The 14,531-nt window shown below is 65.5% G+C and carries 19 protein-coding genes; 10 read left to right on the forward strand and 9 right to left on the reverse strand.

What is annotated here, in order from left to right; genetic code table 11:
- Positions 1 to 13 precede the first annotated feature (13 nt).
- From H0264_RS32710 to H0264_RS32720, 3 genes are read left to right on the forward strand one after another with little or no spacing between them, the layout of a single operon-like run.
- Positions 14 to 790, forward strand: a complete 777-nt coding sequence (locus H0264_RS32710; RefSeq protein ID WP_231084582.1) for a hypothetical protein — start codon at positions 14 to 16, stop codon at positions 788 to 790.
- Positions 790 to 1,956: a glutathionylspermidine synthase family protein gene (locus H0264_RS32715; RefSeq protein ID WP_181581121.1), complete on the forward strand. Its 1,167-nt coding sequence runs from the start codon at positions 790 to 792 to the stop codon at positions 1,954 to 1,956. Before H0264_RS32710 ends, H0264_RS32715 begins: the two co-directional genes overlap by 1 nt.
- Before the next feature lie 21 nt (positions 1,957 to 1,977).
- Positions 1,978 to 2,430, forward strand: a complete 453-nt coding sequence (locus tag H0264_RS32720) for a DUF350 domain-containing protein (protein WP_181581122.1) — start codon at positions 1,978 to 1,980, stop codon at positions 2,428 to 2,430.
- On the opposite strand, the gene H0264_RS32725 is transcribed toward H0264_RS32720, so the two are convergent.
- From H0264_RS32725 to H0264_RS32735, 3 genes are all read right to left on the reverse strand, one after another.
- Positions 2,431 to 3,012, reverse strand: coding sequence for a dihydrofolate reductase family protein (locus H0264_RS32725; protein WP_181581123.1), 582 nt, complete (start codon positions 3,010 to 3,012; stop codon positions 2,431 to 2,433).
- Positions 3,013 to 3,121: 109 nt separating this feature from the next.
- Positions 3,122 to 3,610 (reverse strand): hypothetical protein, encoded by a 489-nt coding sequence (locus tag H0264_RS32730; RefSeq protein WP_181581124.1) that lies wholly within the window; start codon positions 3,608 to 3,610, stop codon positions 3,122 to 3,124.
- Positions 3,611 to 3,673: 63 nt separating this feature from the next.
- Positions 3,674 to 4,018: a DUF1801 domain-containing protein gene (locus H0264_RS32735; protein WP_181581125.1), complete on the reverse strand. Its 345-nt coding sequence runs from the start codon at positions 4,016 to 4,018 to the stop codon at positions 3,674 to 3,676.
- A gap of 142 nt (positions 4,019 to 4,160) precedes the next feature.
- Here H0264_RS32735 and H0264_RS32740 point away from each other — a divergent pair, with 142 nt between their 5' ends.
- Entirely contained in the window at positions 4,161 to 4,724 is a 564-nt protein-coding gene (locus H0264_RS32740) for a methyltransferase family protein (protein ID WP_181581126.1), read from the forward strand.
- 10 nt (positions 4,725 to 4,734) lie between these two features.
- The gene (locus tag H0264_RS32745; RefSeq protein WP_181581127.1) at positions 4,735 to 5,523 is read left to right on the forward strand and encodes an HAD family hydrolase; all 789 of its coding nucleotides are present in this window, start codon (positions 4,735 to 4,737) and stop codon (positions 5,521 to 5,523) included.
- 189 nt (positions 5,524 to 5,712) lie between these two features.
- Here the strand turns inward: H0264_RS32745 and H0264_RS32750 are convergent, their stop codons facing one another.
- The 6 genes from H0264_RS32750 to H0264_RS32775 form a co-directional block, all read right to left on the reverse strand.
- Entirely contained in the window at positions 5,713 to 5,850 is a 138-nt protein-coding gene (locus tag H0264_RS32750) for a hypothetical protein (protein ID WP_181581128.1), read from the reverse strand.
- A 308-nt stretch (positions 5,851 to 6,158) separates the two neighbouring features.
- A complete protein-coding gene (locus H0264_RS32755) occupies positions 6,159 to 6,980 on the reverse strand; it encodes an ABC transporter ATP-binding protein (protein ID WP_181581129.1) in 822 nt (273 codons plus the stop codon).
- Positions 6,967 to 8,019 (reverse strand): taurine ABC transporter substrate-binding protein, encoded by a 1,053-nt coding sequence (locus H0264_RS32760; protein WP_181581130.1) that lies wholly within the window; start codon positions 8,017 to 8,019, stop codon positions 6,967 to 6,969. The genes H0264_RS32755 and H0264_RS32760 overlap by 14 nt, the downstream gene beginning before the upstream one ends.
- Positions 8,016 to 8,846 (reverse strand): ABC transporter permease, encoded by an 831-nt coding sequence (locus H0264_RS32765; protein ID WP_420832125.1) that lies wholly within the window; start codon positions 8,844 to 8,846, stop codon positions 8,016 to 8,018. The genes H0264_RS32760 and H0264_RS32765 overlap by 4 nt, the downstream gene beginning before the upstream one ends.
- 154 nt (positions 8,847 to 9,000) lie before the next feature.
- Complete coding sequence (locus tag H0264_RS32770) at positions 9,001 to 10,140, reverse strand: LLM class flavin-dependent oxidoreductase (protein ID WP_181581132.1); 1,140 nt, start codon at positions 10,138 to 10,140, stop codon at positions 9,001 to 9,003.
- A gap of 338 nt (positions 10,141 to 10,478) precedes the next feature.
- Positions 10,479 to 10,802, reverse strand: coding sequence for a hypothetical protein (locus H0264_RS32775; protein WP_181581133.1), 324 nt, complete (start codon positions 10,800 to 10,802; stop codon positions 10,479 to 10,481).
- 380 nt (positions 10,803 to 11,182) lie between these two features.
- Between H0264_RS32775 and H0264_RS32780 the strand changes: the two genes are divergently transcribed.
- From H0264_RS32780 to H0264_RS32800, 5 genes are all read left to right on the forward strand, one after another.
- On the forward strand, positions 11,183 to 12,067 hold the full coding sequence (locus H0264_RS32780) for a helix-turn-helix domain-containing protein (protein WP_181581134.1): 885 nt from the start codon (positions 11,183 to 11,185) through the stop codon (positions 12,065 to 12,067).
- Positions 12,064 to 12,273, forward strand: a complete 210-nt coding sequence (locus H0264_RS32785) for a DUF397 domain-containing protein (RefSeq protein ID WP_181581135.1) — start codon at positions 12,064 to 12,066, stop codon at positions 12,271 to 12,273. The genes H0264_RS32780 and H0264_RS32785 overlap by 4 nt, the downstream gene beginning before the upstream one ends.
- Positions 12,274 to 12,545: 272 nt before the next feature.
- Complete coding sequence (locus H0264_RS32790; RefSeq protein ID WP_181581136.1) at positions 12,546 to 12,734, forward strand: WXG100 family type VII secretion target; 189 nt, start codon at positions 12,546 to 12,548, stop codon at positions 12,732 to 12,734.
- Between the two features lie 36 nt (positions 12,735 to 12,770).
- A protein-coding gene (locus H0264_RS32795) for an IS3 family transposase (RefSeq protein ID WP_420831994.1) occupies positions 12,771 to 14,035 on the forward strand; the annotation gives its coding sequence in 2 pieces (ribosomal slippage) (positions 12,771 to 13,053 and positions 13,053 to 14,035; 1,266 coding nt in all).
- 176 nt (positions 14,036 to 14,211) lie between these two features.
- Positions 14,212 to 14,514 carry a WXG100 family type VII secretion target gene (locus H0264_RS32800; protein ID WP_181581137.1) on the forward strand — a complete coding sequence of 101 codons (303 nt, stop codon included), beginning with the start codon at positions 14,212 to 14,214 and terminating at the stop codon, positions 14,512 to 14,514.
- Positions 14,515 to 14,531 lie beyond the last annotated feature (17 nt).

Below are 14,531 nucleotides of genomic sequence, written 5' to 3' on the forward strand. Positions count from 1 at the left end.
GAGGAGTCGATCGTTGGCTGATGAACGACCCGGCGGCACGTCCGACGACCCGAACCGTCGCCCCGAAGAAGACGAATCCCGTTTGACGGCAATGCCTTCCGGCCCCACCGAACCGCTACCGGGGCCGACCGGCCCGCCGGGAATGCCGACCGTGCCCGGCACTCCGGCCATGCCTCCGGTGCCCGCGCCCATCGAACCGCCCGCGCCCGCACGCGGTTCGATGCAGCGGCAGGAGGCCGGGGTCACCACCCCGCGCCCGCCCACCGTCGCCGAGGCCCGCGCCCGCGACAAGGCCCGCAAGCGCGCCGAGGAACAGGCGCGCGCGGACGCCGAAGCCGAAGAGGCCAAGAAGAAGAAACGCAAGAAGCTGCTCATCGGCGGTGTCGCCGTGGTCGGCGTGGCGGGGCTGGTCGGCGGCGGTTACCTCGCCTACAGCGCCCTCACCACCCCGAACGTGACCGCCTACTGCACCGTCATCGCCAACAAGGGCCAGGTCGTGCAGACCGCGCCCGGCCAGACCGTGACCGCCACCTTCGACGGCCAGGAGATCGTCGTCGACGACGACTACTGCCAGAAGGCCACCACCACCGGCACCGCCTACCACGGTGGCGGCGGCATCTACATCTTCAACGGCGGCCAGTACCGCTACTACTACGGCGGCAACAACACCGTCGGCACCTCCCCCAAGGGCGGCACCACGGTCAAACCCAAGGGCGCGGAGATCAAAACCAAGAGCGGCACCACGATTCAGCGCGGCGGCCTCGGATCCAAGATCGGCGGCGGATCGTAATGCGGCGCGTGCGCAGCACCCCGCGCACCGGCTGGGAGCACATCGTCGAAAGCCAGGGCCTGGTGTACGGCAAGCCCGGCCGCGACGCCAGCGGCCAGCCGCGCCCGTACTGGGACGAATCCGTGCACTACGAATTCGACATGGACGAGATCCTGGCGCTGGAAGCCCAGGTCGAGGTGCTGCACTCGATGTGCCTGCACGCCGTCGAACAGATCGTGGTCACCGAGCGTTTCGCCGATTTCGGTCTGCCGCAATGGAGTTGGGAGCACATCGCCAACTCGTGGAAGCGCTCCGACCCGCACATCTACGGCCGCTTCGACCTGCGCTACGACGGCCGCGGACCGGCGAAACTATTGGAGTACAACGCCGATACGCCCACCTCCCTGCTCGAGGCGGCAATCGTGCAGTGGCACTGGCTCACCGACAACTACCCGGACGACGACCAGTGGAATTCGTTGCACGAGAAGCTGGTCGAACGCTGGGGCGAACTGCGCGACACCCTGCCCAAGACGGACCTGCACTTCACCTGGTCGGGGGCGGACGCCACCGGTGAGGACAATGTCACCACCGCCTACATGCAGGAGACCGCCGCCGAAGCCGGTTTCGACACCGTCGCCCTGCCGATCGAGGAGATCGGATTCGACACGGAGCTGGAGCGTTTCGTCGATCTGGCCGAAGCCCCCATCGAAACCATCTTCAAGCTCTACCCGTGGGAATGGGTGCTCGACGACGACTTCGGCAAACGCGTCGTGCAGTCCCTGCCGCAGACCATGTGGCTCGAGCCGCTGTGGAAAACCCTGCTCTCCAACAAGGCCATGCTCGCGGTCATGTGGGAGATGTACCCGGGCCACCCCAACCTGCTGCCCGCCTACCTCGACGACCCGCACGAGCTCACCGAATACATTCGCAAGCCGAAACTCGGCCGCGAGGGCGCGAACATGACGATCGTCGGCGCGGGCCTGGAAACCGCCACCGGCGGCGTCTACGGCGCGGAAGGCTACGTCTACCAGCTGCTCGACCCGCTGCCCGAATTCGACGGCATGCGACCGGTACTGGGCGCCTGGATCGTCGGCGACACCTCCGCCGGCCTCGGCATCCGCGAAACCGCGGGCCTGATCACCGACGATGGGGCAGCCTTCGTCCCACACCGCATCCCGCAATCCTGACACCCACCGGAGGACAACTCGATGACCACCACCCTCGCCCTCGAAGCCGGGTACTGGAGCTCGCTCGGCCGCGGCGTCGGCGCCATCCTGCTGTACTGCCTGGTCGGCCTGGTGCTCATGCTCGTCGGCTTCTACGCCGTCGACCTGACCACCCCCGGCAGCCTGCGCGGCATGGTCGCGCGCGGCCTGCCCAATGCCGTGATCGTCAGCGCCGCGGGCATGCTCTCGATGGCCTTCATCGTCGTGCTGGCCATCTACTCCTCGGCCGGCAAGCTCGGTGAGGGCCTGATCGCGGCGGGCATCTACGGCCTGGTCGGCATCATCGCCCAGGTCATCTCGGTGCGCGTGCTGGAACGGGCCTTCGGCATCGATATCGGCGCGGTGCTGAAGAACCCCGAATTCACCACCGAGGCCCTGGTCGTGGCCGCCGCGCACTTCGCGCTGGGCCTGGTGGTCGCCGTCGCGATCCTCTGATCAGCGGATCCGGCTGTATTTGAGGAAGGCGACGCCGTCCTCGAAGACGCGGCTGGTCAGCACCCGGAAGCGGGCCGCCTCGGGCAGTCGCGAGGACTCGCCGAACAGCGGGCGGCCCTTGCCGAGGACGATCGGATACAGCTTCAGGAACACCTGATCGATCTCCGGCAGCAGCGTCTGCGCCAGCTCGCCGCCACCGCACAGCCAGATCCCCAGCCCCTTCTCGCGCTTGAGCTCGCGCACCCTTTCGAGGGGATTCTCCGAGATCAGCTGCACATCCTGCGCGGGACGGTCCGGCAGCGTGGTCGACACCACGTACTGCCGCAGATGCGAGTACGGGCTGGACGTGCCCGTCCGCACCCCGAAATCGTGGGTTTTGCGACCCATGACGACTGTGTCGAAGGTGTGGCTGGGCTTGTCCACCCCGAGCGCCTCCCGCACCTTCGTCGGCAGCGTCTCCGGATACTGCGCGATGATCGCAGGCCCGTGATCACCGCCGACAGGGAAGAAGTCCACCGAGCCGTCCTCGGTGGCGATGAACCCGTCGATAGTGGCCGCGACGTAGTAGGTCAGTTTGCGCATCAGTTTCCTCCGGCCGGCACCACACGTGCCGCTGTGAAAACGGTAGCGCGTCAACGCCTTCGGTGGGGAGGATGCCCACACCCCCACCGATGGACATTCCCCGCCACCCTCATGCCCCGGACCGGCGGGGCCGGTCATCTGTCAGACAGATGATCGTCGACAGGGGGAAGACCACCAGGATGGTGCTGAAAACCAGGTTGGCGGGCGGGGAGTAGTAGAAGGCGTCGATCGGGATCTCGGCCAGCACCGCGGCGAAAAGCTGACCCACGGTCACCAGGCCCGCGCCTGCCAGAAGCAGGTAGCGGCCGAGGGGGTCGGCTCGCAGGAGAAGGACCGCGCCGGTGCCGAGCAGGACCGCGATCAACAGGAATGCGCAGGCGAGGAAGGTGAGCAGGGTGTCGGCATGGATTGCCGCCGACCCGATGGACAGGTATTCGTTGTCCTGCCACTTGCCTTCCTGCGACTGAATCCACGCGCCCAGAGCCTGGACGGTCCACACGAGCGCGCCGGGGATCGCCAGCCACAGCGCGATCCGAGAGCGCGTATCCCTGGATCGCGCCCAGAATTCGCGCGCCCGTGAAGCTGCCGATTCGTTCATGGCCGTCCCCCCACTCCGATGATCCCTTCGGCGACAACGTTATCGGGCCGGGCCGCGAACAGGTCAGAGCGTGTGGCTGGTTTCGGTGAGGATGCGGGCCAGCTGGTCGTAATCGGTGTCCTGGCCTTCGACGATGTCGGCGGTCTTGCGTTCGCCATTGCCCATCGACCTGAGCACGCCCGGCACAGCAGCGATGTCGCCGGCGTTGAACACCATGAACGACACCTTGTTCTTGGCCACATGGATCAGCGCGGCATGCTGACCGTTCTTCAGGAAATGCGGCTTGCCGTAAAGCATCTGCTCTTCGACCTCGGGAATCGTGTCGGCGACCATGGTGCGCAATCGCTCGCAGACTTCGATCTGCCACGGCTGCGTCCTATTGATGTACTGGGTGACTTCACTGTTCACAATGACCTCCTGGTTCGGACACGAAAGACGCTATTCCGGGCACACTTTCGGCCGCATCGGTCGACTTACTGGTGCCCGGCGATGCTGACCGAGACCGGATGAGTCATCGCCGTCGCCGGGGAACGGAACTACGCTGGACCTCGTGCGTGGCACGATCCCACCCATTCCCGCCCTGGCACTCATGACGACGGCACATGCCGCCGCGTTCGCCGCCGTGCCGATCCTGGTGTCGACCGGCGGTGCGCGCCACGGCTGGTCCGAGGGCCGACCGGGTTCGGTGAACCTCGCGGTCGGCGTGCCGATCCTGGGCGCCGGCGTCGGAATCTACATCTGGACGGTGGCCAACCATATGCGGGCGGCCGCGCCGGGGTGGCGGGTCGCGCTGACGCCCGACTATCTCACGCAGACCGGCCCCTATCGGCTCTCACGCAACCCCATGTACGTCGGACAGCTCACGCTGTGGGCCGGGTGGGCGGCACTGTTCGGCAGCCTGCCCGTGACCGCCGGGCTGGCCGGGTGGACTGCCGTCGTGAACGGCCTCGTGCGCTGGGAGGAACGGAGCCTGCACCAGAGATGGGGTGCACCCTACGACGGCTACCGGCAGCAGGTTCCGCGCTGGGGCAGACTCCACCGGCTCGGATCACGCTGGTCTTCACACCCGGCGAACAGCCTGGCAAACGAATCACCAATTGCGGTGTCGCGGTGAGAATGTGGGCATGGATACGGTGAGGCCACGGCTGATCGCGCTCGATGTGGACGGGACCATTCTCAGCGGCGGGCGGATCAGTGCGCGGGTTCGCGCTGCGATACGGACGGCGGCCGCACAGGCACATGTGGTGATCACTACAGGGCGGACGGTGCTGGCTACCCGGGCGGTGCTCGGGGAGCTCGGCCTGCACCACGGTCAAGCGTTGTGCTCGAACGGAGCTGTGTGCCTGAATGTTTCGAACAGTGGGGTGGTGGATCTACACACCTTTGATCCGAAACCGGTTGTGCGACTTCTACGTGCCGTATTTCCGGATATGGTGCTCTCGGTCGAGAGGGCAGGTGTCGGCACCTGGTCCACCGCACCGGCGTCGGAGAGCGCGCAGTTGGGAGAGTTCCGGGTTGTCGACATCGACGAGCTCGGTAACGAAATGACACCGCGGCTCAACGGGTTCTGGCCCAGCGGCACCCTCGACGCGATGATCGAATTGCTGGGCGCACACGCACTTCCTGGAGCCGATTGGGTGCACGGCGAGCAAGACCCCTGGATCGTCGCCTCACCTCAGGGTGTCTCCAAAGGATGGGCATTGGAGCGACTGCGACAGCGACTCGATATCCCGATCGAAGCCACCCTGGCGATCGGTGACGGCTTCAATGATCTCGGAATGTTGTCCTGGGCAGGACATTCGGTCGCCATGGGCAACGCTGTCGCCCCTGTCCGCGCCCTCGCGGATGAGATCACCGCCGATGTCACCGACGATGGTGCCGCTCTCGTCCTGGAGCGCTGGTTCGGCCATTGATCGTCTGCGAGCCGGAGTGGACCATCTAGAGCTGCGCTGCATGTAGTCGACCAGCTACTGGCTTTGGCCACGCCCAGCAAGGTCGAGGTCGACATCCGAGTCACCTCAGCCTTAGTAGCCCTACAAGGCCACTTGCTTGGTGATGCTGGAGCAACCTGCCGGCTGGCGTCCCCGCTTGCTCGGCGAGCGCTATTTGGTCGTCTTCGGATCTTTGGCGGTTAATTCATCGGTCGGTGTGTCGCCGGCCTCCTCGACGGTGTCACCCGGGTCCACGATGGCCAGCGCAATCTCCAAATCCTCATTGGAACCAACGATGTACTCCGCCATGACGGCACCTCCACGAATCGCCGAACCAGTGCACCCAGTATGGATCCAACGCCACCCGACCGCGCGAGAACACCGTCACTCGAGGCCGCGAGCCACAGCGATGCGACTTCTCTGGCGCTCCTGCCGCCCCGCATCGCGCAACGCGGCCAACCCGCCCACCTCAGTCTTCGCCGATACGGCATCGAGCTCGCTGCGGCAGATCGGTGTCGGCCGACCCGAAAGACCGTTATTCCGGTGGCAGTTTCGACCGCGTCGGTCGACCGACTGGCGTCCAGGGCGGCACGAGGAGTCGGATCGGTCATCTGCGGTCAGGCGGCTGCGGACTTCACCGCGTGCCCCACCTCCCGGCGCAGGGCCGCGAATTCCGGGGAGGCGCGCAGCTCGTCCGGGTCGACTCCGGTGCGGGGTAGGTCGACCGGGAGGTCGAGGGCTGTCTGCCCCGGGCGTTTGGTGAGGACCACGATTCGGGAGCCGAGGAAGACGGCCTCGTCGGCGCTGTGCGTGACGAAGACGGCCGTCCGGCCCTGCTCGGTGCCGACGCGGCGCAGATCGTCCTGGAGGCGCTCCCGGGTGAGGGCATCGAGTGCGGCGAACGGCTCGTCGAGGAGCAGCAGGGAGTGCTCGGCGGCCAGGGCGCGGGCGATCGCCACGCGCTGCTGCTGGCCGCCGGACAGCTCCCAGATGCGGCGGTGGGCGGTGTCCTCGAGGCCGACGCGGCGCAGCAGCGCGTCACGCTGCGCGGCCCGCTGATCACGTCGCACACCGGCATACCTCAGGGCCAGATCGATATTGCCGCCCACCGTCTTCCAGGGGAACAATCGCGGCTGTTGGAAGACCATGCCCGCCGTGCGACCGGGAGCTGGCTTCGTGCCGGAGACTTCGATACGGCCCTGGGTGGGGGTCTCGAAGCCGGCGATCAGGCGCAGCAGGGTGCTCTTGCCGCAGCCGGAAGCGCCTACCAGGACCAGGAATTCGCCCGGTGGGACGCCGAGGTCGATCGGGCCGAGCGCGGTGACGGTGGCGCCACCACCGCCGTAGCGATGCGAGACCTGCCGAATCCTGATGCTGCCCTGGGCCGTAGCCGCGCTCGGTGTCGAAACAACATCGGCGAGTGCGCTAGTCGAGGACACCGGGCAATCCCTTCACATAAATGCCGTCCTTGATCGTCTGCAACGACGGTGCGGCGGGAATCTGCTTCTGGGCGGCCAGGAATTCGGCGGCGCTCTGCAGGCTGGTCGCGATCTGGCCGACATTGCCTTCGGTGCCGAGCCATTCGGCGGAGGTGAGCTGCTGTGCGGTCAGGAAGACGCCCTGGCCCAACTGCTGGGCCGCATCCGCCGGGGTGACACCGATCTCGGCCGAAATCGCCTGCGCCGCTTCGTAGGGCTGGTTCTTGATGGTGTCGATGGCGCGGGCCTGCACCTTGCGCCAGATGTCGACGATGTCGGGATGGGTCTGGGCGAATTGCTTCGACACGACACCGAGATCGAGGGTCGGTTTGCCTGCCGTGGCGAGTTCGCGGCTGGTGATCAGCGTCTTGCCGCTCTTACGCAGCTGATCCAGCGTCGGCAGCCAGGTGTACACGGCGTCGATATCGCCGCGCTCCCACGCCGCCAGCGAGGCCGCTGGTTGGAGGTCGACCAGCCTGACATCATTGGCACTCAGTCCATTTCGATCCAGGGCGGCCAGCAGGCTGTAGTGCGCGGTGGAGGCGAAGGCCGTGCCGATGCGCTTGCCGCGCAGATCGCCGATCGACTCGATGCCGGCGCCATTGCGCGCCACCAGCGCCTCATTGTCGCCCGCCACATCCAGCACGTAGGCGACCTGATACGGGATGCTCAGTGGCGCGGACAATCCGCGCGCCACCGGGCTCGACCCGAGCGCACCGAAGTCGACCTGCTTCGCGACGAAGGCGGTATTCACGTCCGCGCCGGAGTCGAACTTCGTCCACTTGATGTTGTAGCCGGGCAGCTCGCTCTCCAGCCATCTCTTGTTCTTGACGATCAGGTCGCCGCTCGGAAACGTCTGGTAGGCAATGCGAATCGTCGGCTTGCTGGCATCGGCCCCGGAGCGGTCCACCGCGCAGCCCGCGACCGTGAACGCGACCGCACCGGCCACCACCGCCGCCACCGCACGGCCGATCCGTGCACGAAACCTCTTGGAACTCATAGCTTCCCTCTCCACGGCACCGCGCGCCGCTCGACCGCACGCAGCAGTCCGTCGATGACCAGACCCGAAATGCCGATGGCGAAAATCCCGACCAGCACCACCGGTGTGTTGTTGTAATTGCTCGCGTCCTTCACGACGCCGCCGATCCCGGGCAGACCGTTGAACAGCTCCGCCGCCACGACGGAGGAATAGGCCATGCCGACCGCAAGCCGCACACCGGTGAAGGTCTCCGGCAGAGCGGCCGGGAACACCACGTCGCGAATCACCTGAAGGCGGGTCGCACCCAAAGCCCGTGCGGCCTCCACCAATCCGACAGGTGCGGCCGCCACCGCCGTCGTGGTGGCAATGGCGGCAGCGGGCAGCGCCGCCAGTGCCAGCAGGGTTACCTTGGGCGCTTCATCGATCCCCAGCCAGATCACCAGCAGGAAGAAATACGCCAGCGGCGGCAACGTCCGCAGAAAGGTGAGCCAGGGCTCCAGAATGCTCCGCAGCCACCCGACGGTCCCCATGGCCACCCCCAGCGCCACCCCGGCCGTGACGCCGACCACGACACCCGCCAGCACCCGGCGCAACGTCATATACAGGTGCTCCCACAGCAGATAGCCCTGATACCCCACCACCCCCTCATGAGTGGTGGACATGTCGACAGCGGCCCGCCACACCGTAATCGGCCGCGGCACAAAGGTTTCGTTCCACACTCCCGCCAGCGCCACCCCCTGCCACACCACAAGAAACACAGCAACAGACAACAGCGGCAACAGGATTCGCACCCCCGGCCACCGCCGTCGCGCCGAAGTCCCCGCCCCACTCCGCTCGCCCTCACTCAGAGACCCACCCACAGCCTCAGGGTTCTCAGCCGACGGCACACCCGCATCCACCCGAGCGTGTTCTACTGTCGGCGCGCTGTTCGCCACCGTCGCGCTTGCACTTGTCCGCGTTCCGGTTTCGGCCGGTGCGCGATTGGTTGTCGGTGTCATGGGTCTAGGAGGACGCGACGTCGAGGCCGCGATGCGGCGCAGGCTCATCGGGGTGCTGCCAGACGCCGCGTTCGGCCAGCACAGGCAGGACGCCTTCGCCGAACCAGTACGCCTCCTCCAGATGCGGGTAGCCGGAGAGCACGAATTCGTCGATGCCGAGGTCGTGGTATTCGAGGATGCGGTCGGCAACCTCGTCGTGGCTACCGACCAGGGCGGTGCCCGCGCCGCCGCGTACCAGGCCGATGCCCGCCCACAGGTTCGGATAGATCTCGAGGGAATCGGTGGAACCCTGGTGCAGGGCGAGCATGCGGCGCTGGCCCTCGGATTCGCTGCGCGCCAAGGATTTCTGGATGTCGGCGACGGCCGCCGGGTCGAACCCGGCGAGGAGGCGCTCGGCTTCGGCCCAGGCTTGCGCCGAGGTGTCGCGGGTGATCACGTGCAGCCGGATGCCGAAACGCACCGTACGGCCTTCGCGCTGCGCGAGCCTGCGAATCCAAGCGATCTTCTCCGCGACCTGCGCGGGCGGTTCGCCCCAGGTCAGATAGACGTCGGAGTGTTGTGCCGCAATGGTTCCCGCGATAGGTGACGAGCCGCCGAAGTAGATCTCCGGCACCGGCGTGGGCACCTGCGCCAGCTTGGCCCGATGGACGTGGACATGTTCACCCTCCAGGCTGACGGTCTCGCCGGCCCACAGCCTGCGCACCACATCCAGAAACTCGCCCGTACGAACGTAACGCCCGTCCTTGTCCAGGAAATCGCCGTAAGCCTGCTGCTCACTGGACTCGCCACCGGTGACCACATTGATCAGCAACCGCCCACCGGTCTGCCGCTGAAAGGTGCTCGCCATCTGCGCGGCCAGCGTCGGCGACAGGAAACCGGGCCGCAGCGCGACAAGGAACTTCAACCGCTTGGTCGCCTGCGACACCATGGCGGTCGTCAGCCACGCGTCCTCGCACCAAGCGCCCGTCGGCGTGAGCACCGCCTCGAACCCGAGATTCTCCGCAGCAACAGCGATCTGACTCAAGTACTCCACGCTCGGCGGCCGATCACCCGCCGAACGGGTCGCGTTCGCTCCGTGACCACCGCCGACGACATTGCGGCTGTCACCGTTGGTAGGCAGAAACCAGTGGAAAGTTGGGGACATTCGCCCGATCAAACCCGGCAACGACCGCGCCGCACAGGGATTGGATCGCCCGGATTCGAACTGCCGCCGCTGGTGTCGGCGCGGTCATTCCTTGCAGCGCGGGTAGGAGAACGAAGAGCGGCTCGCTCATGACGGCGCGGTTGTCACCGTTCAGCCCGCGCGCCACCGGGCGCGCAAGCTTCAGGGTCGGACAGGTCATCAACTGTGATCGGTGGCCCCACCCGGCCGTCCGCACCGACCGGAGCCCACGACCCGTCGCGGTACTGCAACCAACCGGCAGGCTGATCGCGCTCGCACAACGCCCGGAGGCATTCAGCACACATCGCATCGCCCTCTCGCTAGCACGTGCTGCGATGGGTTCGGCCCCAGACCTGCTCCGGCGACGCGGTGATGACGGCTGCCACCTCCAGCAGCTCCGCGGGAATCGCACCACCGTCGAAATGCTCAGCGCTCGGCACGATCACCGCCTCCACGCCCAGGCGGTCGATCGCCACGCGCAGGCGGCGCACCCGATCCTCGGTACGCTCACCAAAAACGATCGTCTTCCGCAACTCGTAGCCAGTCCGCTTGGCAGCCCGGCGAATTCCCATCTCGTCCTGCGATTGCCGCAGCCCCGACACATCACTGCGCAGGAATCCCACGGCAGACGGCAGCAAACCCATCGTCACCACCCCCGACTTGTCCGGACATACGTGCGTGGCGACTCCGCCGCGAGCCTGGCCTGAATATCGACGACGGTCGGCCTGCGTCGCGCATGCCGTTCGACGTGACCGATCCGGCCAATCATGTTGGCCGCCAACAGCAGAAGCGAAGCCAGTGTGACTATGAGCATGACTTCCATCTCGGGTGCCTCCCGCTCCCTTGGACGGTTCGTGGAGTGCGCCCGGCCCGCAGTTCCGCTGTCAGGCGCACAACCAGCACACACCCAGGTCGCAGCGTGCGGCAACATTTCAGTTGAAATATTTCAGTATTTCCGGCGGGGTTTCAGCTGAACCCTCATCATGGTTTCAACGGAACCCCTGCCCCTGGGAAGGTCGGCGAAATGGCAGCCCCTTCAACACTTCCCCGCATACTCCTCGGCCTGGAACTGAAGAACCTTCGCGAAGGCACAACTGTCAAGCGAGAGGACGCGGCTGAACTGAGCGGCATCAGCAAACCGACCCTGTGGCGTATCGAGAGCGGGCTCGATGTTCGGCTCAACCCCGTGCTCATCCAGAAGCTCTGCGAGGTCTACGACGCGACACCTGAACAAACGAATGCGATCCTGGCGTTGGTTCAGGAAGCCGCAGAGGACAAGGACGGCTGGTGGCACGCGTTCAGCGACGCCATACCCAAGGAGTTCAACCTGTTCGTCAGCCTGGAGAACAGGGCGAACCACCTCGTTTCCTACCAGACAACGTTCCTGCCGGGGCAGCTGCAAACCCTCGAATACCGACGCGCCCTGAGCTGGATTGAATTCCCGGACAAGTCATCTCGTGACACCGAACGCATGCTGCAGGTTGCGATGAAACGACAGGAACGCCTGACCAGCTCCGACAACCCGCTTCAGCTCGCCGTCCTCATTGACGAGTCGGTCCTCCGACGAGACACCGGCGGACCCGAAGTGATGGCAACGCAGCTGAAGCACCTCTCCGCCATGGGAGAGCTGCCCAACGTGTCGGTTCGTGTAGTGCCCGCCTCCGCCGGCACCTACCAAGGACTGTTCGCGGGAACATTCGTGCTGTTCGAGTTTCCGGACCATCCGAACAACGAATTGACCAGGCCGCCAATCGTCTACGTCCAGGGCTACGCAGGCGGTCGGTACGACAAGCAGCCCGACGTCATCACTAAGTATCGTGGGGTCCTCGCCGACACTGAGCGGTTGGCCCTGGATGAGGGCAATAGCCGCCAACTCATTCTCAGTATCGCAAAGGAGTATTCCACGTGAACATCAATCTTACAGGCGCGCAGTGGTTCAAGAGCACCAGAAGCACACCGTCCCAGGACTGCGTGGAGGTCGCATTCCTCGCTGGAGGCCACGTCGGCGTGCGCGACTCCAAGAATCCGACCGGCCCAGCCCTGATCTTCACCCCCGGCGAATGGGATGCGTTCGTCACGGGAGCACGGACCGGCGAATTCGGCTGGCCCTCATAGGCATACGTGGCGAAGCCCCAGCACAAGGCTGCTGCGGGCTTCGGTGTGATGTCTGGCCGCGCCCCAGTGAGCACCACTGTCGCCGCGTATGCGACGGACGGCGGTTTCCAGGGTGTCGGAGTCGGTGAAGTATCGACCATTGGCGGCGATGACTGACGGCGGCCGATCAACTCGCCTGCACCGCCTGGCGTCCGGTACGGTCGAATCCGACAGGCTGTTGCAAGGCGGGGGCTTGTCTTGAACCGTCCGAGATAATAGGGAGGGTCGGGGCGATGGCGATTGAATCGGTTGGCGCAGGCCAATTCGAAGTGATTCCCGATGACGTGCAGGGCTTCGGGAGGGTCGCGTATCGGATGGCCGAGGAGTTACGTTCGGGCTGTGCAACTCTCGATGGAGAAGTGCAAGGATTGATGAGCACATGGAAAGGTGCTGCGGCCGACTCCTATGAATCGCCCCGGTGAGTCCAGGGACTTCGTCATCTGTGAAGGATGGAAGTCGTGTCGTCGAGGAAGAAGTACCCGGTCGAGCTGCGTGAGCGAGCGATCCGGATGTTCGTGGAGATCCAGGATCAACACGAGTCGGAGTGGGCCGCGATGAAAGCGGTCGCCGATCTGCTCGGCGTGGGGACCCCGGAAACGGTCCGCAAGTGGGTGCGTCAGGGCCAGATCGACGGTGGAACCCGTCCCGGGGTGAGCACCGATGAGTCCGCGGAGTTGAAGCGGTTGCGGCGTGAGAACGCAGAACTCAAGCGCGCCAACGGAATTCTGAAAGCCGCGTCGGTTTTCTTCGCGGCCGAACTGGACCGGCCCCAACGCTGACCGTCAGGTTCATCAGCGAACATCAAGGCCGTCGCGAACACGGCGGCCTGCGATGGGGTGTCGAGTCGATCTGCGCCGCGCTCACCGAGCTCGGCGTCAAGATCGCCCCATCGACCTACTACGAACATCGCAACCGGACCCCGACCCAGCGCGAACAGCGTGACCAGGAATTGAATGTGCAGATCACGCGCGTGCACAACGAGAACTACCGGGTCTACGGGGCCCGGAAAGTGTGGCTGCAGCTCAACCGCGAGGGCATCGGCGTCGCCCGTTGCCGGGTGGAACGGCTGATGCGTGGTCTCGGATTACGAGGTGCGGTGCGCGGCAAGGTCAAACGGACCACGATCGCGGACCCGGCCGCGCCGCGGTCGGCGGATCTGGTGCGACGCAAGTTCTCTCCTGCGGCACCGAATCGGTTGTGGGTAGCCGATTTCACCTACGTCTCGACGTGGTCGGGATGGGTATATGTCGCGTTCGTCGTGGACGCCTACGCCCGTCGGATCATCGGCTGGCGCACCTCCACGTCGATGACGACCGGGTTGGTGCTCGACGCGATCGAGCATGCCATCTGGACTCGGAACCGCGATGGATGGGATGTGAAAGATGTTGTCCACCACAATGATAGGGGATCTCAATATACCTCGATCGCGTTCACCGAACGCCTCGCCGAGGCCGGGATCCAACCCTCTGTAGGGGCGGTCGGCTCCTCTTATGACAACGCACTCGCCGAGACGATCAACGGTCTCTACAAGACCGAACTGATCAAACCTCGAGGCCCGTGGCGCACGGTCGATCACGTCGAGTTGGCCACCGCCGAATGGGTCGACTGGTTCAATCACCGTCGCCTCTACCGCAATTGCGGTGACATGCCACCTGCCGAACTGGAAGCCGCCTACTACGCTCAACAACCAGCCCAGCAACTCGCTGAGCTGTCACACCAATAAGTCTCCGGACTCACCGGGACGATTCACTACTTGGCGGGGTGGAACGAGATGCGCACTGGCGCGGTCGAGGTGTGGGACGCGTTGTTCGACCTGGCAGCCAAGCTAGGGATCACCGCTGAGAACCTCCACGACAGCGACACTGCCTTCGGTTCTGGCTTCTCTTCGCTAGTGCTGCCATGACCGTTGCGGGCGAAGGATATTCGGTCGACCTGAACCATCTGGACGAGGTGACAGCGCGGTTGCAAGCGTTCAAAGCGTTCCTCACCGCCCATCTCGACACCCTTGATGCGAAGGCTCGGGAAGTCGTGGCGTCTTGGACGGGGGAGGTCGCAACAGCATACGCGGTGGCACACAACGAATGGGTAGCTGGCGCAACGGATGTGCGGGAGGGCCTGCAGGTGCTGGAGACGGCGGCGGGAACAGCGCATGGGAACTACAGCAGTGCCTTGGCCACCAATATGAGCAGACTCGGTCTGTGAGCGGTTGCTGAGGTGAG

The organism is Nocardia huaxiensis, assembly GCF_013744875.1.
Classification (GTDB): Bacteria; Actinomycetota; Actinomycetes; order Mycobacteriales; family Mycobacteriaceae; genus Nocardia; species Nocardia huaxiensis.